Annotated in this window: 20 protein-coding genes and 1 pseudogene; 6 read left to right on the top strand and 15 right to left on the bottom strand. The window is 41.9% G+C overall.

Features of this window, described 5'->3' with window-relative positions; translation table 11 throughout:
* Positions 1-12: 12 nt before the first annotated feature.
* The 8 genes from leuC to J2S23_RS03395 form a co-directional block, all read right to left on the bottom strand.
* On the bottom strand, positions 13-1,395 hold the full coding sequence (gene leuC, locus J2S23_RS03430) for a 3-isopropylmalate dehydratase large subunit (RefSeq protein WP_307121359.1): 1,383 nt from the start codon (positions 1,393-1,395) through the stop codon (positions 13-15).
* Positions 1,392-1,673, bottom strand: coding sequence for a DUF1294 domain-containing protein (locus J2S23_RS03425; protein ID WP_307121358.1), 282 nt, complete (start codon positions 1,671-1,673; stop codon positions 1,392-1,394). The genes leuC and J2S23_RS03425 overlap by 4 nt, the downstream gene beginning before the upstream one ends.
* Positions 1,670-2,707, bottom strand: a complete 1,038-nt coding sequence (leuB, locus tag J2S23_RS03420; RefSeq protein WP_307121357.1) for a 3-isopropylmalate dehydrogenase — start codon at positions 2,705-2,707, stop codon at positions 1,670-1,672. Before leuB ends, J2S23_RS03425 begins: the two co-directional genes overlap by 4 nt.
* On the bottom strand, positions 2,708-4,258 hold the full coding sequence (locus tag J2S23_RS03415; protein WP_307121356.1) for a 2-isopropylmalate synthase: 1,551 nt from the start codon (positions 4,256-4,258) through the stop codon (positions 2,708-2,710).
* 218 nt (positions 4,259-4,476) lie between these two features.
* Complete coding sequence (locus tag J2S23_RS03410; RefSeq protein ID WP_307121355.1) at positions 4,477-4,599, bottom strand: hypothetical protein; 123 nt, start codon at positions 4,597-4,599, stop codon at positions 4,477-4,479.
* A 71-nt stretch (positions 4,600-4,670) separates the two neighbouring features.
* Entirely contained in the window at positions 4,671-6,908 is a 2,238-nt protein-coding gene (locus tag J2S23_RS03405; RefSeq protein ID WP_307121354.1) for a DNA internalization-related competence protein ComEC/Rec2, read from the bottom strand.
* On the bottom strand, positions 6,892-7,569 hold the full coding sequence (locus J2S23_RS03400; protein WP_307121353.1) for a helix-hairpin-helix domain-containing protein: 678 nt from the start codon (positions 7,567-7,569) through the stop codon (positions 6,892-6,894). Before J2S23_RS03400 ends, J2S23_RS03405 begins: the two co-directional genes overlap by 17 nt.
* A 49-nt stretch (positions 7,570-7,618) precedes the next feature.
* Positions 7,619-8,374 (bottom strand): lysophospholipid acyltransferase family protein, encoded by a 756-nt coding sequence (locus J2S23_RS03395; protein ID WP_307121352.1) that lies wholly within the window; start codon positions 8,372-8,374, stop codon positions 7,619-7,621.
* Between the two features lie 63 nt (positions 8,375-8,437).
* Here J2S23_RS03395 and J2S23_RS03390 point away from each other — a divergent pair, with 63 nt between their 5' ends.
* The 4 genes from J2S23_RS03390 to J2S23_RS03375 all read left to right on the top strand — a co-directional run bounded on the left by J2S23_RS03390 (position 8,438) and on the right by J2S23_RS03375 (position 11,430).
* The gene (locus tag J2S23_RS03390; RefSeq protein ID WP_307121351.1) at positions 8,438-9,184 is read left to right on the top strand and encodes a tRNA1(Val) (adenine(37)-N6)-methyltransferase; all 747 of its coding nucleotides are present in this window, start codon (positions 8,438-8,440) and stop codon (positions 9,182-9,184) included.
* On the top strand, positions 9,174-9,434 hold the full coding sequence (locus J2S23_RS03385; RefSeq protein ID WP_307121350.1) for a GIY-YIG nuclease family protein: 261 nt from the start codon (positions 9,174-9,176) through the stop codon (positions 9,432-9,434). The genes J2S23_RS03390 and J2S23_RS03385 overlap by 11 nt, the downstream gene beginning before the upstream one ends.
* A 104-nt stretch (positions 9,435-9,538) precedes the next feature.
* Positions 9,539-10,852, top strand: coding sequence for a nucleobase:cation symporter-2 family protein (locus tag J2S23_RS03380; protein WP_307121349.1), 1,314 nt, complete (start codon positions 9,539-9,541; stop codon positions 10,850-10,852).
* A gap of 5 nt (positions 10,853-10,857) precedes the next feature.
* Positions 10,858-11,430 carry a xanthine phosphoribosyltransferase gene (locus J2S23_RS03375; protein ID WP_307121348.1) on the top strand — a complete coding sequence of 191 codons (573 nt, stop codon included), beginning with the start codon at positions 10,858-10,860 and terminating at the stop codon, positions 11,428-11,430.
* A 157-nt stretch (positions 11,431-11,587) separates the two neighbouring features.
* Here J2S23_RS03375 and J2S23_RS03370 read toward each other — a convergent pair whose 3' ends face one another.
* Together J2S23_RS03370 and J2S23_RS03365 are read right to left on the bottom strand one after the other, a co-directional pair.
* Positions 11,588-13,048 carry an MFS transporter gene (locus J2S23_RS03370; protein WP_307121347.1) on the bottom strand — a complete coding sequence of 487 codons (1,461 nt, stop codon included), beginning with the start codon at positions 13,046-13,048 and terminating at the stop codon, positions 11,588-11,590.
* A gap of 190 nt (positions 13,049-13,238) precedes the next feature.
* A pseudogene (locus tag J2S23_RS03365) lies at positions 13,239-13,421 on the bottom strand (hypothetical protein); the annotation flags it as partial.
* Positions 13,422-13,475: 54 nt separating this feature from the next.
* Here J2S23_RS03365 and J2S23_RS03360 point away from each other — a divergent pair.
* The gene (locus tag J2S23_RS03360) at positions 13,476-14,165 is read left to right on the top strand and encodes a helix-turn-helix domain-containing protein (RefSeq protein ID WP_307121346.1); all 690 of its coding nucleotides are present in this window, start codon (positions 13,476-13,478) and stop codon (positions 14,163-14,165) included.
* Positions 14,166-14,224: 59 nt separating this feature from the next.
* On the opposite strand, the gene J2S23_RS03355 is transcribed toward J2S23_RS03360, so the two are convergent.
* Both J2S23_RS03355 and J2S23_RS03350 read right to left on the bottom strand, forming a co-directional pair.
* Complete coding sequence (locus tag J2S23_RS03355; RefSeq protein ID WP_307121345.1) at positions 14,225-15,268, bottom strand: family 43 glycosylhydrolase; 1,044 nt, start codon at positions 15,266-15,268, stop codon at positions 14,225-14,227.
* A 48-nt stretch (positions 15,269-15,316) separates the two neighbouring features.
* The gene (locus J2S23_RS03350; protein ID WP_307121344.1) at positions 15,317-16,705 is read right to left on the bottom strand and encodes an MFS transporter; all 1,389 of its coding nucleotides are present in this window, start codon (positions 16,703-16,705) and stop codon (positions 15,317-15,319) included.
* Between the two features lie 212 nt (positions 16,706-16,917).
* Here J2S23_RS03350 and J2S23_RS03345 point away from each other — a divergent pair, with 212 nt between their 5' ends.
* Positions 16,918-17,910 (top strand): helix-turn-helix domain-containing protein, encoded by a 993-nt coding sequence (locus J2S23_RS03345; protein ID WP_307121343.1) that lies wholly within the window; start codon positions 16,918-16,920, stop codon positions 17,908-17,910.
* 59 nt (positions 17,911-17,969) lie between these two features.
* Here the strand turns inward: J2S23_RS03345 and J2S23_RS03340 are convergent, their stop codons facing one another.
* From J2S23_RS03340 to J2S23_RS03330, 3 genes are read right to left on the bottom strand one after another with little or no spacing between them, the layout of a single operon-like run.
* Entirely contained in the window at positions 17,970-18,833 is an 864-nt protein-coding gene (locus J2S23_RS03340; RefSeq protein ID WP_307121342.1) for a formylglycine-generating enzyme family protein, read from the bottom strand.
* Between the two features lie 15 nt (positions 18,834-18,848).
* The gene (locus J2S23_RS03335; protein WP_307121341.1) at positions 18,849-19,625 is read right to left on the bottom strand and encodes a sulfite exporter TauE/SafE family protein; all 777 of its coding nucleotides are present in this window, start codon (positions 19,623-19,625) and stop codon (positions 18,849-18,851) included.
* A gap of 9 nt (positions 19,626-19,634) precedes the next feature.
* Positions 19,635-20,741: a radical SAM/SPASM domain-containing protein gene (locus tag J2S23_RS03330; RefSeq protein WP_307121340.1), complete on the bottom strand. Its 1,107-nt coding sequence runs from the start codon at positions 20,739-20,741 to the stop codon at positions 19,635-19,637.
* Positions 20,742-20,763: the final 22 nt, after the last annotated feature.

Raw genomic sequence — 20,763 nt, 5'->3', positions numbered from 1 at the left:
TCTTTATCTTTTCTATTGAGATTCCGGCAGTTGGCGCACATCGACAAAGCGACCAGCAATAGCGGCAGCGGCAGCCATAGCCGGGCTACAAAGATGGGTTCTTGCTCCGAAACCTTGTCGGCCTTCAAAGTTACGATTACTGGTCGAGGCACAATGAACACCTTCAGGAACCTTGTCCTCATTCATGCCTAAACACATGGAACAGCCTGGGTCGCGCCATTCAAAGCCGGCTTCCAGAAAAATCTGATCCAGCCCTTCTGCTTCTGCAGCTCTCTTGACCGGACGACTCCCCGGAACGACAATAGCCGTGACATGGTCCGCAATCTGTCGGCCTTTAACAAACTTCGCAGCTAGACGTAAATCGCTGAGCCTAGCGTTCGTACAGGATCCAATAAAGACATAACCAATTTTAATGTCCTGTGCGGTCTGCCCTGGTTTCATGTCCATATAGGCATAGGCACGTTCATCATTCATATCCCGCATCTCTGGAAAAGGCTGGTCAAAGGCGACTGCCATTTCTGGATTAGTACCCCATGATACCATCGGTGCCAGATTGGAGACATCGATAGTAATGACCTTGTCATAAGAAGCATCCTGATCAGACACTAAGGTCTGCCAATCAGCCACAGCTTCGTCAAAAGCTTCTGGCATGCACTCTCTACCTTTCATATAGGAAAAAGTCGTTTCATCAGGTGCCATTATCCCATACTTGGCACCAAACTCAATGGTCATATTACAGATAGACATGCGCTCTTCCATACTGAGCCTTTCAATGGCTTCACCGGTGTACTCAACGGCATAGCCGACACCAGCACCGACACCATATTGGGCAATAAGAGCCATGACAAAGTCCTTCGAATACACCCCTTTTTGCGGTGTGCCAACAAACTCAACTTTCATCTGCTTAGGTTTAACTTGCCAGAGGCACTGGGTCGCAAAGACATGCTCAACTTCTGATGTCCCAATCCCAAAACCAATTGCGCCAAAGGCGCCATGGGTTGCGGTGTGGCTATCTCCACAGACGATAATTTTGCCAGGCTGAGTACGCCCAGTCTCTGGTCCAACCACATGAACAATCCCTTGTTTCTCACTCCCGTGAACCGCAGTCTCAATTCCAAATTCCTCAACATTACGCGTCAGGGTATCAATCTGGGTCTTGGAAATCAAATCCCTGATGTTAAAAATATCCTTAGTCGGAACATTGTGATCAATGGTCCCAAAGGTTAAATCAGGTCTTCTGACGCGTCGTCCAGCCTCTCTTAAGCCATCAAAAGCCTGGGGGGTTGTCACTTCATGGATATAGTGCTGATCAATATAGAGTAACTGAGGTTGGCCAAGCTCTCCAGTTATGACATGGCGCTCCCAAATTTTATCAAAAATTGTCTGCCCGCTCATAGGACACCTCCCTTCCAAATCCAATACAAAACACTGCCTAGAATCGCTAAACTAAGCCACCAGATGAGCTGAAAATACCATTTCCTGGTTTTATGGTGAAAGACTTGCCCGCCCAACCATGCTCCGAGACCTCCCAGTAGCAAACTCTCCAATAAGAGGAACTTTTCTGGCAGACGCCATCTGTTTCTGACTGCACAGTATTTGTCCCAACCGTAGCTGGCAAAGACTAAAAGATTCCACAAGGTTATAATCGCTGTTATCATTTCTTTGATGGTCATAGGTTTTGTATTATCGCCTCTGTCATTTGGGTGGTACTAGCCTGCCCGCCTAGGTCTGCGGTTAAAACCCCTTCAGCCAAGACAGTCTCGACAGCCTCTTCTATCATACGAGCTCCAGTCTCTTGACCAAAGGATTCCCGTAACATCATGGCAACGGATAAAACCATGGAAATAGGATTGGCCAAGCCCTGACCTGCAATATCAGGAGCCGATCCATGAATAGGCTCATAAAGGCTTGGCCCTGTTTCAGAATGGCTAGCAGAAGGCATGAGGCCGAGACTTCCTGCTAGGACAGATGCTTCGTCCGAGAGAATATCGCCAAATAAATTTTCCGTGACAATGACATCAAAGCGACTCGGTTGCGTAATCATCAACATGGCCGCAGAGTCAACCAACTGATGCTCTAGTTGCACGTCCGGAAACTCTTTGGCCACCTCATCAGCGACTTGACGCCATAATTTTGAAGTCGCCAAAACGTTTTGCTTGTCAATACTAGTGACCTTGCCTCGACGTGTTTGGGCTAAGCGAAAGGCTGTTCTCAAAATTCGTTTAATTTCTGAGTGCGTGTAACGGTTAATGTCCTCAGCCCAGTCTTCACTTAATTCATGTTTTCCAAAATAAATACCGCTGGTCAATTCCCTGACAACCACAAAATCAAGTCCCTCTAGACGATCAGCCTTTAGTGGCGATAAATGTGCCAGCGCAGGAAAGATTTTAAGCGGTCGAATATTAGCAAACAAGCCCAAGTCTTCCCTCAACTGCAAGAGACCTTGCTCAGGCCGAACGGGTGCCTTGTCGTACTCTGGACTGCCGATGGCAGCCAGTAAGATGGCATCCGCTGATTTGGCAGCTGCAAGCGTTTCTGCTGGTAGGGGATGCCCGCTCGCATCAATCCCAGCACCTCCAAAAGGAAAGTCCTTTAAGTCGTAGTCAAAATGGATTTTTTTGGCAACTGCTGCGAGAACGTCCAGCCCTGCCGCCATGATTTCAGGACCGATACCGTCTCCAGCTAGCGTCACAATCTGATATGTCATTTAATCTTTCTCCGATAGGCGCTGACCAATAATGCCAGCATTTTCTTTTTGTACCAAGGTATTGGCGTTGATGTAGGCTTCTGCCGAAGCCTTTAACACATCAAAATCAATGCCAGATGCGTTAAAGAGTGTCCCGGTTTCCATATTTTCAACCGTCACGTGTACGGAGGCTTGCGCATCAATACCTTCTGTCACAGCCTCGATTTGGTAACGGTCTAACCGTGCTTTTTGTTTGAAGAACTGGTCGACTGCATTAAAGATGGCTTCAACAGATCCTTGCCCTTCAGCTACCAATACCACCTGCTCATCCTGTTGATTGACCATAAAGACCTGGGCCGTCACTTTGCCAGAATCCTCTGTCATGACCTTTAAATCCGCGAACTGGAAACCTTCTAAATCTTGAACCTCACGATCTAAGACCAGAGCTCTAATATCCGCATCGGTGATCTCTTGTTTTTTATCAGCCAGGGCCTTAAATTTTGCAAACAAGCGGCTCACTTCTGTCTCGTCTACTTCAAAATTTAAGGATTTTAATTTGTCAACAAAGGCATGGCGACCTGAGAGTTTACCAAGAGGCAGGGCATTTTTCTTAACCCCAACCAATTCTGGTGTGATGATTTCATAGGTTAAAGGATTCTTTAAAACACCATCCTGATGAATGCCCGATTCGTGAGAGAAGGCATTGCCACCAACAACAGCCTTGTTTTTTGGTAGTGGAATCCCAGAAGCTTGGGAAACCAACTCAGCCAAAGCCATGGTTTCTGAGAGCTTAATCGGGCTATCCACTTGGAAAAAATCCTCACGAATGTTTAGAGCAACCGCAACTTCCTCTAGGGCAGCATTTCCAGCCCGCTCACCAATACCATTGATTGTCCCTTCGACACGCCCTGCTCCATTTTTAATGGCAGCAAGGGTATTGGCTACAGCCATTCCAAGGTCATCATGACAATGAGGACTATAAATAATCTCACGGTCTGATTGGATATTTTCCGTTAACATTTTAAAAATTTGACCATAGGGTTCCGGTGTGGTAAAGCCTACCGTATCTGGGATATTGATATAGGTGGCGCCAGCGTCCACTGCTGTCTGAACAACTTCTAGCAGAAAGTCTGGCTCTGTCCGTGTCGCATCCTCTGGTGAAAATTCAACCACGTCAAACTTGGACCTAGCATAGCTAACATGTTCTTTTATCGCTTCCAGGATTTCTTCTTTTGACTTTTTGAGTTTGAACTCCCGGTGAATGGGACTGGTCGCAATAAAAACATGAACCTGAGGATATTTGGCATCTTTTAACGCTTCATAAGCCCTGTCAATATCTGACTTTACTGAACGTGCCAAACCTGTTACCGCTGTTTGCGTCATTGCTCCTGCTATCTGACGGACAGCTTCAAATGAATCTGGACTAGCTGCAGGAAAACCTGCTTCAATAGCTGAGATGCCCCACTTCTCCAACTGCCTAGCAATAGCAACTTTTTCTTGGATGGAAAAATTAACGCCTGGCGTTTGCTCGCCGTCTCTCAAGGTTGTATCTAAAAATTCAATCGGTCTCATCACAGCTTCCTTTCTTCTTTGGCCACAGGGATCGTTTAGCTATAATCATCAACAGTCTTAGCTATTTTGGGGATTGCTAGCATCATCTAAAAAACAAATGTCATTTTTTGCTTAGACTGATTATCTTTTATTTTCTGGCTGACTTATCATGGAAGCCTCTAGCAAAAAAGAGGAGCCTCCAGCGAGACTCCTCATCCCGCTTGGTAAGCCAAACAGGACTAATGCTCTTGCATTAGTCCTTGGGTCGCAACAATAAAGATGATGACATTGTTGATACCATGTGCTGACTCCCTGTAAGTAATGATGAGTCCTAGTTTATCATTTTCAGAAAACTCTGTCAATACTTTTGTGTGAATTATCAGAATTTTCTTTTTGATTTTTAAAACTGATTATCTAACCGGCAATCTATTCCTCACTTCACCGTCTCAACGCGCCAGCTGCGCCACCCTGTAAACCGAATAGCGCCCTCTTGGTCCGTCCGATAGGTGGTTATCCCGCGCTCTTCAAATCGCTCCAAGGTTTCAGAATGGGGATGTTGGTAGCGGTTATTCTTACCTGCTGAGAAGAGGCCAATTTGAGGCTGGATGTGGTCCAGAAAGGCTGGATAAGAAGACCCTTTACTACCATGGTGGCCAGCTTTTAGAACATCAACGGAAAGTTGAGGATAGGTTTCGATCAAGTCCAGCTCGCCATCCTCCAAATCCCCTGTAAAGAGAAAACGGGTTTGGAGCAACTGCCCGTAGAGGACAATCGAATCATTGTTGCCACCATCTCCTGTCGTCATGGGATAGAGCACTTCTAAATAGCTATCAAAGAGGGGAATCTGGTCACCGACGGTCGTCACATGGACAGGTATGTTTAAGCTTTCTAGGACCTGAACGAAATCCGCATCGGTCAGACTGCCTGGCGAGACCCAGATTTGACCGATATCAAAAGCTTGACTGACTGGAATGAGGTCACCGATATGGTCGGTGTCGGTGTGGGTCAAAACGAGGGTATCTATCTTTGCAACCCCTCGACTTTTCAAGTAAGGAATCAAGGTTCGTTCTGCATTGCTGTCCACCTGTCCCTGCTGCCACTCTTCTTTGCCTGTAAAACTGACCTTCCCACCCACATCGATGAGAACATTTCTGCCTTTCATATCTCTTAGAAAAATGCTGTCGCCCTGACCGACGTCTACAATGGTCACTTCATTGGTCAAGGGATGCTTCGTCAGAAAGAGCAAGGATATTAAAAGTAAGCATAGACTAACGCGAATTTTTGGCTGTTTCCAAGAATCATATAAAAAGCCCAAACAGATCAGTAACAGGACTAAAATGAAAAGACTGGGCTTGCCAAAGACAAAGGGTCGCTGAACAATCCCTGCTAGCCAGTGGATGATGGCCTCCAGCCCGATAAACAAGCTATTGAGCTCTGCTATTTTCCAAAAAGGGGAAATCAAGAAAGTGAGGGTCAAAAGGGGTAAGATCAGAGTGTCAAAAAGCAAGGAAAAGGCAAAGGTCAGGACGATGGAGAGCGGTTGATAGCTAGCAAAGTGCCAAATGAGGACCGGTAGGATGCCAAGGGACAGGCTTAGGGACGTTAGGACTGATCCCTTAAGCCCCTTTAGGTCATCGCTAGCAATAAAGGACAGGATAAAGGCATAGCTAAAACTGAGAACGCCACCTGTGGTCAGTAGAAAATTTGGCATGAGTATGAAGCTGATCAGAACCGTTAGCCCAAGATTGTTCAAACCCGAGATACCCTGATTGGCTAAGTTTTTTTGGATCAAACTACGCAGGACCGAAGCTGAAAACCCAGTCATCCCCGCATAAAAGAGCGAGAAGGGCAACTGCAACCAATCGACCAACTCCTTAGTCAAGCCCAAGCGCAATAAGAGCCAACGAAACTTATCCACAAAAAAGCTGACATGCATGCCGGAAAGTGCAAAGAGATGGATGATGCCTAGACTAGAGTAAAGGTCTCTCATCTGGTCAAAGTCCTTGTCCAACTGCCCAAAAAGCAGGCCCGTCAGGTAATGACGCATAGGGTCGGGGAAATGCCGTTGCGTATGGACAATAACTTGGCGTCGCCATTGGGCTAACAGGTCAAAGGGATTGAAGCTGGTGATCGGCGAGATAGCCTCAATCTGTTCAATCTGGACAATCTTGTAAATCCCCTGTGTCTCTAAGTAGGACTGATAGTCAAATCCCTCAAAATTGCGTTGCCCTTCTGCTTCATAAACCTCTGCATGAACGGTCATCTGAACAGTCTGTGTGAGATTCTGGAAATAGGACTGTTCTTCTTTACTTTTGAGTTTGTAAAAGACTTGGAAGGTTTGGCCTGATGCTCTCGCTCGAAAGGACAGACGGTCCCCATTGACACCGATGGTGGCTGGGACTAGCTGAAGGTGGCTGATTGTCTCTGGAGCAGCTCGTTTGGTCTGTGCCGCGAGGTAGTGATGGGCCATAAAAAAGAGCCCAAAAGGCAGCAGAATCATCAGGCTCGCCTTGATCACTGCTCTGCTATGTTTAAACAATAATCGCCAAAGGATATAGCCAAACAAGGAAAAAGTGATGGGACTAGGAAAATGCAGGGTGTAAAAGGCTAGGACGAGGATAAGAGCTAGCCGGATAGGGGGAAGAGAAGACTGTTTAATCCACTGAAACATAATCTCTTAACTTTTCTATGGTCTTATCACCTATGCCTGAGACTTTCTTGAGGTCGTCCACTGTTTTGAAACCACCGTTAGCCTCGCGGTAGTCGATAATATCTTGAGCTCGCTTGGCACCAATTCCTGAAATGGTCTGCAGTTCGGCTAAGCTAGCTGTGTTGAGGTTGATCAGGCTACTGCCCTTCTCTTCAGACTGGCCTTCTTTCGTGCTGACCGAGCTGGTAATGACGCTAATGTCCTCCCCTTGACTGGCGATGTAAACTACCGCCTCATCGCTGAGCTTCTGGGCGAGGTTGATAGAGTTTCCATCCGCCTCTTCCGTCAGACCTCCTGCTTTGGCGATAGCGTCAGCCAGTCTATCCCCTAACTTCATGGAATAAAGTCCTGGTTTTTGAACAGCTCCCTTAACATCAACCATGATAACTTGCTCGGCTTCAGTCCTTTTGTCTTCATTTTGGGACGGAACTGTTGGGTCCGACGACGCTTCTGCTTGCTCCTCGGAGACGACTTGGCTAGCTAAAGCGGTGACAGAAGGTACTTGGTCCACTTGAGCTGGTTGTCGAAAAAAGATAAAGGCTAGTCCTATGACTGCACCTAACCCAATAAGACTTGCAATTCCTTTCTTTTCCTGAAGAACTTCTACCAGATTCTCAAACATAAAAAAACCTCCTTTACTCTTAATTCGTAAAGAAGGGGATAAATAGCATTTAATTGGCTTCATTAATTTCTTGATGTTTTTCAGCATCCCAGATAAATGGTGCAAAAAGACTGATAATAGCGGTCAAGAGGATCAATAGCACACCTAGTACAGCAGCTGGAATCCAGATGACCCACATGAGAGGATTTGGTTTTTTATTATCATGAACAGGAATCATTTCAGCATCCAAGGCATCAAAGGCAGCTTGAATACGACGAGATACTTCTGCAATGCCTTCATCATTCATCCGTTTGATATCCGAGATGTCAATAGGCTCGCCAAAATTCATATCGATCCGTTCCCGCTTAAAAAGGCCTTTAAAGGTCCGTGGGCCAACATAAACTGTTGGCTGGATTTTAGCCTTGCCCATCTTGGCGATGACAGCAACGCCTCCCTTAACATCGGTCGAATGGCGGCTTCCTGATGGGAACATGATGACCGATTTATTGGTTTTCTTTAAGGCATTAACGGGGTAGCGAATGGCTTTAGGGCCTGGATTTTCACGATCGATTGGAAAGGCACCACACATGCGAATCCACCAAGCAAAAATACGATTGGTGAACAGTTCCTTCTTCGCAATAACCGCAAATTCCTTGGGACGAACAGCATGGGCCATAAAAACGACTTCCCAGAGGGTCCGGTGAGGGGCAACATAAACATAGTTTTCATCATTAGAGATAATACGATCCGTATTATGGTAATGGATATTGCCATTGATAACCCAAAGCAAGAAGGTCACTACAGTTCTTAAATAAGCATAAAACACGAGAATCTCCTTTTTAATCAGTGAATCACTACTTGATTTTAAATCATGTGCTATAATTATACCATGACCAAAGTAATTTTAAAAGACGGAGAGCGAATAGACCAGCTCTTTTCGACAGATGTTAAAATTATACAAAATAAGGCGGTGTTCAGTTATTCGGTGGACAGCGTTCTTTTGTCGCGCTTTCCTAAGCTCCCCAAAGAAGGCTTGATTGTTGATTTGTGTTCAGGCAATGGGGCTGTGGGGCTCTTTGCCTCCACAGCTACTAAGGCCAAGATTGTCGCTGTTGAACTGCAGGACCGCTTGGCCGATATGGCCCAGCGCTCTATTGTTCTTAACGGTTTAGAAGATCAGGTCAATGTGATTACGGACGATCTGGCTAACTTGCTTGACCATGTCCCGCGAGGGAAGGTTGATCTCATCCTCTGTAATCCACCTTATTTTAAGGTGACCGAAACCTCCAAAAAAAATGCCAGTGAGCACTACCTGCTTGCCCGTCATGAGATTGCCACCAATCTGGAAGGCATTTGTAAAGTGAGTCAGCAGGCCCTTAAGTCCAATGGTCGTTTAGCAATGGTGCATCGTCCTGACCGTCTCATTGAAATCATTGAGACCATGACAAAATACCGGCTGGCGCCAAAACGTCTGCAACTGATTTATCCTAAAGCGGGCAAGGAGGCCAATATGGTGCTGATCGAAGCGATTAAAGATGGCTCGACAGAAGGTCTCAAATTCCTTCCACCATTGATTGTTCACGAGGAAGATGGGAGTTATACCAAGGAGGTCTTTGATATTTACTATGGAAACTAAAAAGGCCTATATGTATGTCCTCAAGTGCGCCGATGAGTCCCTCTACACAGGCTACACGACGAACTTGGATAAACGTCTGGCAACCCACAATGCTGGCAAAGGAGCAAAATATACACGAGCAAGACTTCCTGTTAACCTTCTTTATTGGGAAACCTTTGAGAGTAAGGAAGCTGCTATGTCAGCGGAAGCCTTGTTTAAACGTCGGACCAGACAGTCAAAACTGAATTATATTAGGAAACATCATCGATAAACCGCTTTATTTCCGAATGTTTATTGTTATTTTAATTGTGATTGTTTACCATTATCTTCTTTTTAAGTATAATAGGTCTATCATTTTTTAAAAAGAGGTGTCAAATGACTGAAAAACCGACTATCCAAGCACAAGAAACCCAAATGGTTTATGGGATTGACGATAAACCGCCTATGGGCGTTTCCATTGTCCTTGCTCTCCAGCATATTCTAGCAGCCTTTGCGGGCATTATCGCTGTTCCCCTTGTTGTGGGAAGTGCCCTTGGCCTTGATGTTAAGGATACGTCCTTCATGGTTGGTGCTACGATCTTTGCTTCTGGTTTAACTACTATTATCCAATCAAGAGGCGTTGGTCCGGTAGGTTCTCGTGTATCTGGAATGATGGGAACAGATTTTACCTTCGTTAACCCGTCCATCAGTGTCGGGGCTAAATTTGGTATTGCAGGTATTGTCGCTGCTACCATCACAGGTTCGCTTATTGAAATCGTTCTAAGCCGTTTCATCAAACCCTTGATGAAATTCTTCCCACCACTGATTACCGGTATTGTTGTAGCGCTTATCGGTATCACCCTTCTTCCTGTCAGTATTGACTGGGCAGCGGGTGGTTCAGGAGCAGCAGACTATGGTTCTGTTAAAAACTTGGCTGTAGCCTTTGTTATCATGCTCTTTACCCTTTTCCTTAACCACTTTGGTAAAGGCATGTGGAGCACGGCTTCTGTCTTTATTGGGATGGTCTTCGGTTACTTGGTTTGTATCCCGCTTGGCATGGTAGATCTTTCTGCTGTGAAAGATGCTGCCTGGATTGAAATCCCTAACGTACTTCGTTATGGCTTTAAATTCGACCTAGCCTCTACCCTATCATTCGTTCCAGCATATATCGTTTCAACCATCGGTACAGTTGGTATCATGATGGCTATCGGTGAAGCCTCTAACGTCAAAGTTTCTAGCGATCGTGCAGCATCTGGTGTCTTGGCTGACGGTGTTGGTTCCATGATCTCAGGCTTATTTGGTGCTGGTCCTAACACAGCCTTCTCTCAAAACGTTGGCTTGATTGCCTTGACAAAGGTTGCCAGCCGTCACGTCATGATTATCGCTGGTATTATTTTAGCTATTCTAGGAATTTTCCCTAAACTGAGTGCCTTGATTTCTGTCATGCCTCAACCTGTTCTTGGTGGTGTTGGCGTTATCATGTTTGGTTTAGTTGCTGCCCAAGGTCTTAAAACTTTGGCTTCTGTTCATTTGGGTGACCGTGAACTGCTTATAATTTCGGTTGCCTTTGCCCTTGGTATTGGTGTAACCGTTCGCCCTGAAATTCTTCAAGGCTTGCCTGGTGCCCTTCAAATGATCCTTTCCTCAGGTATCTCAACTGGTACTTTAGCTGCCTTGATTCTCAATATTGTCCTTAAGGAGAAACGCTAAAGCGTATGTTAAAACAACGTATTTTAAAAGACGGTCAAGTCTTTCCAAACAATGTCCTCAAAGTGGACTCTTTCATGAACCATCAAATTGATCCAGCTATTATCCGTGAGATCGCGCAAGAGTTCTATACAACTTTTAAAGATGCTGGTATTACAAAAATCTTTACCATCGAAGCTTCAGGGATAGCGCCTGCAATTGCGACTGCTGAACTCTTTGATGTCCCTATGCTCTTTGCCAAGAAGACACAACCGTCAACCCTTGCCAATCAGGAACGCTATGAGACAGATGTCCATAGCTACACCAAGAATATCACGAGTCGCGTGATCATCTCTAAACAATACCTCAATGAAGACGATGTTGTCCTCATCGTCGATGATTTCCTTGCCAATGGTGAAGCTGCCCTTGGACTTGTGGATATTGTTGAGCAAGCTGGTGCTAAAGTTGCAGGAATCGGGATTTGTATTGAGAAATCCTTCCAAGATGGCCGTGCTAAACTAGATGCCAAAGGCCTCAACGTTCACTCTGTCTGCCGCATCGCTTCACTCGATAACGGCACAGTGACATTTTTAGAAGATTAAGTGTGATTAATTATTTTAACCATTAATTTTCTCGAGCTTGAAGTATAGCCTTCAGAAAATATATCAATCTATTTTAACATTAAAAAAATCTGCATGAAGAAATCAAGATTTCCACATGCAGATTTTTTATATTTTTTTAAATAACCTATTCGGTTGATCAAGACTGTACTTGTTCTGACTTAATGCGTGCTATTTCATCTTGAATTTCTTCCATTTTTTCTTTAGTTAATGGATAGAATTTCATAGCAATAATATTACAAAGGTAGCCAATAATAATGAAACCACAGAGACAGAACAGACCAACAAATTTAATTGATTCTGAATATGGAGAATCAACCTGAGGTAAATCTGCGGTGTAACCAGCAAGCGCACACATCAATCCGATAATAGTTGTGCCTAAAGAAGAAATAATCTTATCTACAGAACTAAAGAGCGTTCCCATAAGACCTGGAACATATTTTCCAGAACGATATACTTCATAATCCGCACAGTCTGCTGTCATTGGGATAACCATCGCACTAGCCAATGAGCTAAAACCTGCTGATGCTACCCAAAGGATTAAGAAGGAGACGGTAAAGAACGTCCAACCATTAAATCCTTCTATACCAGGCAAAGCCATAGTTTTAGGATTACCGATATAGAAGAGCAAGAACAGGAGACTATTGGCAATAATACCACCCCATGAACCGATCATCAATGCTTTTCGTTGACCGAGTCTTTGAGCCCAGATTTTAACACCGAAGAAAATGATTAAAAGTTGTGGTAATGTGACATACGCTGCTACACCACCCTGTAATCCATAGTTACCACAAACAATCGCATAAATGATAACCATAATCGTTGCATTACTACGAATTGTTTGCCCCAACTTATCCGTTGATGCAGAAACAACTAACATCTGAATCGCACGGTTGCCTTTTAGGACTTCCCAGTAATCTCTAAAGGTTACTTTAACCTGCTGACCAGTACCAAAGAATTCTTCTCTATCTTTATTTTTCAGTGCGAAGATAGCTAACCAGGCAAAGAGAGTTGATAAAGGTGCAACGATAAACCATAAATTAGCAAATAACTCCGCAGTAAATCCACCATATTTAGGTATCAAAAAGTTAGAAACAATAACAGGATACGTTGCAAATAAGATTGCATTATAAATCCCATCATAAATTCCAAAAGTTGGGCGTTGTTGAGGATCATTTGTTAAACTAGATTGTGCCGATTTAGTAACTACAGTCTGACATGTATACCCAATAATATAGAATAAATAGATGACAATAAAATAAATCAATCTAAAGTTTTCTGGTAAATGGTGTGTTACAAAGAACATTAGTGCCGTAGTGACTAATAAAATAATATTTCCTATAGCAATGAAAGGCCTATTTTTTCCAAATTTACCATTTGTCTTATCAACGATAAATCCTACTAAAGGATCCGTTACCGCATCCCATATACGCATAGACGTCATAAGGGTTGAAGCCAATACTACTCCGACTCCTACATATCCTGTTAAATAGTAGGCCACAAAGTTGACCATAACCATCCAAAGGTTGGTAGAAGTGTTATTGAATGCAAATAGAGCGATTTCCCATGTTTTTGCTCTATGAACTCCAGATTTTGCCATTTTAGACTCCTTTAAATAAAACGTTTTCATTTTTTTGGTTTTTTATGAGTTGGGATATGCCATCATAGGTGTCTCTCCCAACTCTATATTACGATACTTACCCAAATTGAAAGGCATATAATCAAAATGCAATAAATCAACTTGGCCTTAAGCCTATAATAATGCTCCATTCGAACTATAGGGGGTTTACTTATTTAGCATGTTCTCTCCAAATATGTGTATCAATTAGTCCACAAAAAGCATCTACAGAAGAAACTCCCTTGAATTCAGATTCTCCAGCTAGTTTTTTTACAAGCGCTTCCAGCGTATTTGGCATACCATCATATGCATTAATATAGGTACCAACTTGTGGCATGTCCGCTAAAGCAAAAGCATCCATTCCTTTCTCCCATCACACCTACTTAGGCCTATTGAACCTCAAGATAAAATGTCGAAACACTACCGAGATACAATCGATGACTTTTACGCCTTAGAAAATAAGGTTCTAGACGCTGTTGCTAATGGCGATGCCAAAGAAGCGCTTAAATTTCAAGAAATTCAGAGCAAACTCACGTTTAAAAGCAGGACAGATAATCCTATGGAAATGAAAATCATGGGACTAAGAATCTTTAATACCCTTTGTCGTAAAGCTGTTGAGAGACGTCATATTCCACCAGTATACATTGATAAAGTATCCTCTAGCCTATCGATTCCACTTCATCAGGAGTTATCTTATGATGATTTGGAAAATTATGGCCAGAGAATTATCGAGACCTATTGCCAACTCGTCAAGGATTACTCAGATTACCACACATATTCTCCTGCTATCCAAGAATGCCTTTATTTTATTGAGACGCATCTAAATAAAAAACTGACATTAGATATCCTCGCTCAACACTGTCATATCTCCAGAAGTTACCTCAGTACACTTTTTCAAAAAGAAATAAAACAGTCCTTTACAGACTATTGTCACCAGCTTCGGTTGAAGAAAGCTAAAGAATTGTTAGAGGACCATTCACTCACAATTAACGATGTCGCTGAAAAGTGTGGCTACCAATCTACAGATTATTTTTCAAAAATCTTCAAAAAAAATACTGGGCAAACACCCAGTGATTATAGAAAAAACGGAATGCCCTAATAACATTCCGTTTTTTGTACTAAATTTTATTCATATTTATGGATTTTGTGTAACTGTCATTATTCAAAATCATCTAAAGACCATTCATCGTGCCAATCAATATAGGCTCGCTCTCCTTCAAAACGAATCGGTAACCAAACATAATCTGCAATAGAGGTATTTTGGACAGGTGTTTCTCCCATGCGAGAGAAGTCGAATTCATTTTCTCTACCTTGATAGATTAGATCAAACATTTCTGCATAAGTATCGTATTCACGATGCATTTCATTTGGTAACCATCTATCTGCACAGGCAATATAAAGGTCTTTTTTCCCTTCAACTTTTAAAACAGACGATATCTGAGAATGGAAGGAGGTTTTGCTGGTATCATCAATGTGAGGATTCCCCTGTACAGTGTATGGCCCGTGCCAGGTATCGGCTATCGCCACTTCGGAAGGATTCGGAAGATAACCGGTTGTTCCAGATGTTAATAAGTAGTGTTTTCCTTTGCGGTAAAAATGAGCTGTCGCTTCTCGAACATATGGAGGCTGAACTCGAGGAAAATGTGTAGAATAATAACCAGTAACATCCGTATAGTCATCCGTTAGGTCAGCACAAATTGTTTCACTATGGACTCTCTCAAAATAATAGTACGCTTTTCCATCTGGTGCTACTGCTAAATCAAAATCTCCAGCACTCATCCCCAATGGTCGTAAGCCTTCTTTTACTTTTGTATAGGGTCCCAAGATATTATCAGCAGTTAAAACGGTTTCCGTTTGTTCATTAAAACCATTCATAATCTTTAACCAGCAAACGTATTTTTTTGTCCGTTGATTGTAAATAATATGAGGTCTATCCATACAGGCTGAAGGATGGAGACTTGATGTTTCATCATCTACTTCTGGCGATATGATGATTCCTTCGTCTTTCCAGTTATATAAATCTTTTGAACTGTAGCATTTTACTCCCCAATGCCAAATACCATTTTCACCGTCAGTCTTTTCTTTATTTTCACCATACCAGTAATAGATACCATCTATATAAATTACCGAACCACCATGTGCCTGAATACGATTTCCATCAGTATCTAGCCATGGTTGCCCAGGTTTAAATGATTTATTCATATTTTCCCTTCCTTTATAAATTCGCTCTAATTTTAAAATTTAACTAACTTATGCCTCATGATTTTCTTCTGAATGATCTCTTATCAAAGCTTTCATAGCTGTGATGTCGTCCCTGTGTTTATCTACTGGATTAAATCGTAGCGCTAATAACATAATCAAACCGAGAACAACAGGAGCTCCAAATTTAAGGAAGTTCAAAGCAAACATGGTTGCTCCATTTTGATTTCCTATTTCATTGGCTACATAACCTGTAAGACCTAGAATAAAGAGAATACCAGAGTTAGTGATTGTTCCACCACATTTTTGAGCAAATCCTTTAATTGAAGAAATGAGACCGTTGGCAGAAATCCCTTCTGTAAATTGAATATAATCAATAGCATCATTTACTAGAACATTCACAAGAGCATTTTGCATAGTTGCAAATAAACTAGCGCAAAAACTAAGAACACACAGTAAAATAAAGCTTGATTTTCCAAAGAAGAATAAGATGATATAGAAAATACTAGATGTTAGGACAGAGAACGTTAAAGCTTTTTGAGCTGTTTTTAAATATTTCAATGTGAGTGGCATCACGACCATCATAGAAAGTAATCCAGCTGGTGAGGAGATGAACATATAAGTTCCAATTAAGTCAGGACGTTGATAATAATACATCAAGTAATAAACGGATGATGCAAAGGATAATCCATAACCAACAGATGCCAAAACCCAAACAATAATAAATGGAGCAAGCTCTTTATGGCGTAAGATACGCTTTAAATCTTGAGACATTGGTCTATCTGGGATAGGCTCAATATATTTTTCACGAGAGGTAGCAAATAATCCCCAGAAAGACACACAGGCTAAAGCACCTAAGATAAGCATTAACGGCACCCAACCATTTGATACTCCCAATGTTTTCTCAAAGAAAGCTTTCAAATCGAGACCGAAAGATGTTCCGATAGTGAACATCAAGGCTGATGATACTGCCCCAAAAGTGATAATTTTATTACGATGTTCATCACTTTTAACATGAGCTGGTAGAATGGACATCTGAGGCATGGTATACATAGTTGTTGTCATGCCAAATCCAATTTGCATGGCAAGAACCCACCACCATTTTCCAGTTTGTGATAAGTCCGGATTCATCCACATTAACGTTCCAAATAAGGTCAATAAAATCGGAGCAGGAAGAAAATATGGACGATAACGACCCCATTTTGACTTAGTTCTATCTGCAATAATTCCCATCATAGGATCATTGATGGCATCCCACAGAGAACCAATAAACATAATCAAACCTGCCGCTCCTGCTGCAAGACCTATCGTATCTGTCATATAGACGCTAAAATAGGTTGAAATTAAGGCCAGCATCATCATCGCTGTACCACTTACAGAAGTTGCATGAAAGAATGCAAATTTACCATCAAATTTTTCGTTGATTTTATTTGATTTCATCCGAAAAACTCCTTTAAATTAATTATTTAGCAAGAGCTAAGACCCACCAGATATAGAAAAAACAAAAATTCAAAGCTTATCCTTGAAAATTTTAACGATGGGTCTTTGTCTTACTTATGATTTTATTTTAATGGAATTTATGCTAAAATAACATGTAAAAAACCGACATAGAAAGTATAGTGATTGTCTGTAATCAACTTAATGGTATACATATGAACCAGTCTTCTGAAGAGTTTAGTTACCAGACTAATAATAAGCTATCTGCTGATAACTTTCCTTTAATTGATTTAGTCTACCCTTTAGCCATGTTCTATAAACGCTCTGTCGATAATAATCTTTTATATACACTGATTCAGGATAAAAATATCGAATTTATTGTAGAGAAACCATCCGTTGAGCCTTATAAAACAAATTCATTCCAATTTTCTTATGTTCTGTCTGGTCAAGTGACAAAAGTTATTGAAGGAAAAGAGTATACTTTTTTAGCCGGTCAAGGTTGTTTTCTTAATCCTTTAATTGCTCAAAGCGATCATATTGAAGAGGGTCATTTGCTGATTATTGACATATCTCCCCCTCTACTTGAAACTATTATTAAAACTTTGAGACCATCATTCTTATCAAAGCCAATCTTTCATTATTTTAACCAATATTTTAAAAAGGAAATGGACTGGCAAAGAAATTATATCGAATTTAACTCCTTATTGCCCATTCAAAATGAATCATTCCATAAACTATTGGATCAGATTCAAATTGAACTGTCTACAGAACCTATAGGTACTGAATATTTTCAAAAAGGTTTACTCTTGAGACTTCTAGATACATTAAATAACCCTCATTTCTTTCAATTAAAAAATGTATCCTTAGATAGCAATAAAGAGGACTTTTTAGTGCACCGACTAAAAAGTCTGATAGAAGCAAGTCATGGCTATATTTCTCGAAAAGAAATTGAAGATACCATTCATTATAATGCTGAGTACTTAAATCGATTATTAAAGAAAAAAACCTCACATACGATTTCCAATTATTCAAAAATAATTCGTATCCAAAAAGCACAACAATTATTAACTACCACTGATCTAAAAATCACTGATATCGTTGAAGCTCTAAACTTTTCTTCTGAGAATCACTTCTACCATTACTTTAAAAAAGAAGTCGGTATGCCACCAAAGCAATATCGACTAAAGTATCAGAAATCAGAAAATTAAGCTCAAAAAAAGACTACAGAATTCCTTGCTAATAGAATCTGCAGTCTATTTTATTGCTCTTACTCACTATCCTTCACACATCGGAATCCTACGTTAATCGCTGTAGATTGACCAGAATTCCCATTTCTTGCTGCGATGCGATACCGTTTGCAGTAGGAGAAATGACAGAGGAAGGAGCCACCTTTTGTGGCCATATAGTTATCATTTTTTGCCTTGTTTTCCTGATAGAAAGCTGGGCCATTTTTATCTTGAAATTCAACTAATGGTATGCGTGCTGGATTAGCACACCATTCCCAGACATTGCCAATGACTTGGTAGAGACCATAACCATTTGGCTCATAGTATTTGACCGGAGCTGTTCGTTCAAAGCCATCCAGGGCATCATTTTGAATCGGAAACTCTCCTTGCCATGAATTACATTTATACTCCCCGTCTGGAACTAAGGACATGCCCTCCCAAGGAAAGACATCATGGTCTGTGCCTCCTTTAGCAGCGATTTCCCACTCTGCTTCTGTTGGCAATCTCTTGCCAGCCCAGTCACAGTAGGCGACTGCATCATTGTAGGAAACATGGACCACTGGATGCTCCATGAGACCTTCTAGAGAAGAACCTGGTCCTAGGGGATGGCGCCAATCAGCCCCTTCGACAATCGCCCAATTCGTCAAATGTGGAACGGTTTCAGATATGGCTAACACATCTTCTGCTAAAAAATATTTCAAAACAAACGAATTCCCAAAACCTTCGGCTTCCGTTTGATAGCCCGTTGCCTCCACAAAGGCCAAAAACTCTTGGTTGGTAACGGTCGTCGCATCGATATAAAAGTCAGTTACCGACACTTCGCAACTTGGACCTTCTCGGTCTTCAGCAAACCCTAGTCCTTTGTCAGAACCAATACGGTAGGTTCCACCTGGAATTTTAATCATGTCTTTCTCTTTCTTTTAAAGCAATTGGATCCCGTTATAAACACTGATTAGCAAGACTAAAATGATAACGAGTTGGAAAATCAAAGCCACGCGCTCAGCACTTAAAATTTTACTCAGCCTTGCTCCGATAAAGCCACCTAGAATAGCTGCTGGGATGACATAAAGCAAAATGGTCATATCATATCCACCATATCCGGTTGTTAAGCCAATCGTTACGATTTTTGACAGTTGGGAAAAGAAAATCGTACAAATAGAATAAACAGTCGCTTGCTTGATCGGCATGGCAAACATCAGCATCAATAAGGAGACATTGATCGGACCACCACCGATACCTAAAAGACTAGCCAGAGTCCCTAAAATCAAGCCACAAAGCAGGTAGTAGCCCAATCCTTTTAATTGCAGGGAATAACCCGAATGCTTGGAATAAAAGAAGGCAAAAATTAAGGTTAAGCAGGTCAAGATAATTTGAACCCCTTGGGTCAAGCTTTCGGATTGGTACTGGGATTGGATAAAGGAAAAGAGTGCATTTCCTAAATAACCACCTAGAATAGAGCCCAGGGCCAGACTAACTGTCTGTTTACCATCAATGTGAACCCCATTTTTAACCTGGCGATAGGTCGAAACAAGCGACATGGTAAAGACTGCAACCGCAGAATAAAAAGAGATAGACGCCACATCGTGAGCACCAATAAAATCAAAAATAGGTTTGATAATGACACCACCACCCATGCCCGATACAGCTCCTACCGTATTGGCTAAAATGATAACGATAAAATAAATCAGTCCAATCACAATATTCTCCTATAATTGCTGTAAAATCCCATCAATCTCTGGTACAAACTGATGCAGAAAGTTTTGGTAGCCACAAAAATCCTGTGCTTCATCAACATACATGGCATCTTTCATACGCTTGCAACCGCCACGGCACATTTGCCGGAAAGGACACGTCTCACACTTTTGGGGTAGAGCTGAAATCGGTCGGGAACACAAGAAATGTTTAGCAATTTTACTCATGAACATCTCTCTTAAGCCCATTTCTTGGATATACCCTAAGCGATAATCATCCAATGCATAAAAATCACAGGGATAAACACTACCATCCCCTTCAATCACATATTGAATCTGGCAATTTCCAAGCATCCCACAGGCAGTTACGCGATGCGCTACTAACAAGTTTAACACATCATCAAAGAGTTTAACAGACCGTCTAGTCCCTTTTTTCAAATCTGCCAGCCACAGAGGAAGCAATTGGCTGTAAAACCTATTAAAGCCTTGTGGTGTTAAGGCATAGTCGCTAGGACTATCTGCCTCTAAATCATCTAAACAGGGAATAAATTGGACATAGGCGATGTCCTGCTCTTTTATGAATTGGTAAACATCATTAGCGTGGTAGGATAAGGGTTCCGTTAGAACACATAAGACATTATACTCAATCTCATAGGCATCAAACAGGTCCTTAGTTTGTTTCACCTTGTGAAAAGTTCCTCGCCCTCTCGGATCCAAGCGGTTAAGGTCATGATAAAGCGGTGTGCCATCAATTGATAACCCAACTAAGAATTGGTTTTTCTTTAAAAATTCACACCATTTGGCATTAATCAATGTACCATTGGTCTGTATAGCATAATGAACGGATACTTGTTTTGTTTGTTTCTGGACACAAGAAACCATGTGTTCAAAGTAAGACAAACCAGCCAAGGTAGGCTCACCCCCTTGAAAGGCAAGGGTTAAGTCATCTCCGTCATCTAAATCTCTAAAGATATTTTCAATCATCAGCTCAGTCGTTTCAGGCTTCATCTTGCCGTAAGACCTCACCTCACGCAAAGAGGAGACATCCGCGTAAAAACAATACTTACACCGAAGATTGCACCAAGCTGAGGCTGGCTTCACTAAGATAGAAATATGTTTCATGCTATGTCTCCTTCTAAAAAAC

The organism is Streptococcus moroccensis (assembly GCF_030812835.1).
Lineage (GTDB): Bacteria > Bacillota > Bacilli > Lactobacillales > Streptococcaceae > Streptococcus > Streptococcus moroccensis.
The sequence above is the reverse complement of the archived record's forward strand: the minus strand, read 5'-3'. Positions and strand labels throughout refer to the sequence as shown.

What these genes read in the sequence shown, in the direction of transcription:
- leuC (WP_307121359.1), bottom strand. Translation starts at nt 1,395, where the DNA reads ATGAGCGGGCAGACAATTTTTGATAAAATTTGGGAGCGCCATGTCATA.
- J2S23_RS03425 (WP_307121358.1), bottom strand. Translation starts at nt 1,673, where the DNA reads ATGACCATCAAAGAAATGATAACAGCGATTATAACCTTGTGGAATCTT.
- leuB (WP_307121357.1), bottom strand. Translation starts at nt 2,707, where the DNA reads ATGACATATCAGATTGTGACGCTAGCTGGAGACGGTATCGGTCCTGAA.
- J2S23_RS03415 (WP_307121356.1), bottom strand. Translation starts at nt 4,258, where the DNA reads ATGAGACCGATTGAATTTTTAGATACAACCTTGAGAGACGGCGAGCAA.
- J2S23_RS03405 (WP_307121354.1), bottom strand. Translation starts at nt 6,908, where the DNA reads ATGTTTCAGTGGATTAAACAGTCTTCTCTTCCCCCTATCCGGCTAGCT.
- J2S23_RS03400 (WP_307121353.1), bottom strand. Translation starts at nt 7,569, where the DNA reads ATGTTTGAGAATCTGGTAGAAGTTCTTCAGGAAAAGAAAGGAATTGCA.
- J2S23_RS03390 (WP_307121351.1), top strand. Translation starts at nt 8,438, where the DNA reads ATGACCAAAGTAATTTTAAAAGACGGAGAGCGAATAGACCAGCTCTTT.
- J2S23_RS03385 (WP_307121350.1), top strand. Translation starts at nt 9,174, where the DNA reads ATGGAAACTAAAAAGGCCTATATGTATGTCCTCAAGTGCGCCGATGAG.
- J2S23_RS03380 (WP_307121349.1), top strand. Translation starts at nt 9,539, where the DNA reads ATGACTGAAAAACCGACTATCCAAGCACAAGAAACCCAAATGGTTTAT.
- J2S23_RS03375 (WP_307121348.1), top strand. Translation starts at nt 10,858, where the DNA reads ATGTTAAAACAACGTATTTTAAAAGACGGTCAAGTCTTTCCAAACAAT.
- J2S23_RS03370 (WP_307121347.1), bottom strand. Translation starts at nt 13,048, where the DNA reads ATGGCAAAATCTGGAGTTCATAGAGCAAAAACATGGGAAATCGCTCTA.
- J2S23_RS03360 (WP_307121346.1), top strand. Translation starts at nt 13,476, where the DNA reads ATGTCGAAACACTACCGAGATACAATCGATGACTTTTACGCCTTAGAA.
- J2S23_RS03355 (WP_307121345.1), bottom strand. Translation starts at nt 15,268, where the DNA reads ATGAATAAATCATTTAAACCTGGGCAACCATGGCTAGATACTGATGGA.
- J2S23_RS03350 (WP_307121344.1), bottom strand. Translation starts at nt 16,705, where the DNA reads ATGAAATCAAATAAAATCAACGAAAAATTTGATGGTAAATTTGCATTC.
- J2S23_RS03345 (WP_307121343.1), top strand. Translation starts at nt 16,918, where the DNA reads ATGAACCAGTCTTCTGAAGAGTTTAGTTACCAGACTAATAATAAGCTA.
- J2S23_RS03340 (WP_307121342.1), bottom strand. Translation starts at nt 18,833, where the DNA reads ATGATTAAAATTCCAGGTGGAACCTACCGTATTGGTTCTGACAAAGGA.
- J2S23_RS03330 (WP_307121340.1), bottom strand. Translation starts at nt 20,741, where the DNA reads ATGAAACATATTTCTATCTTAGTGAAGCCAGCCTCAGCTTGGTGCAAT.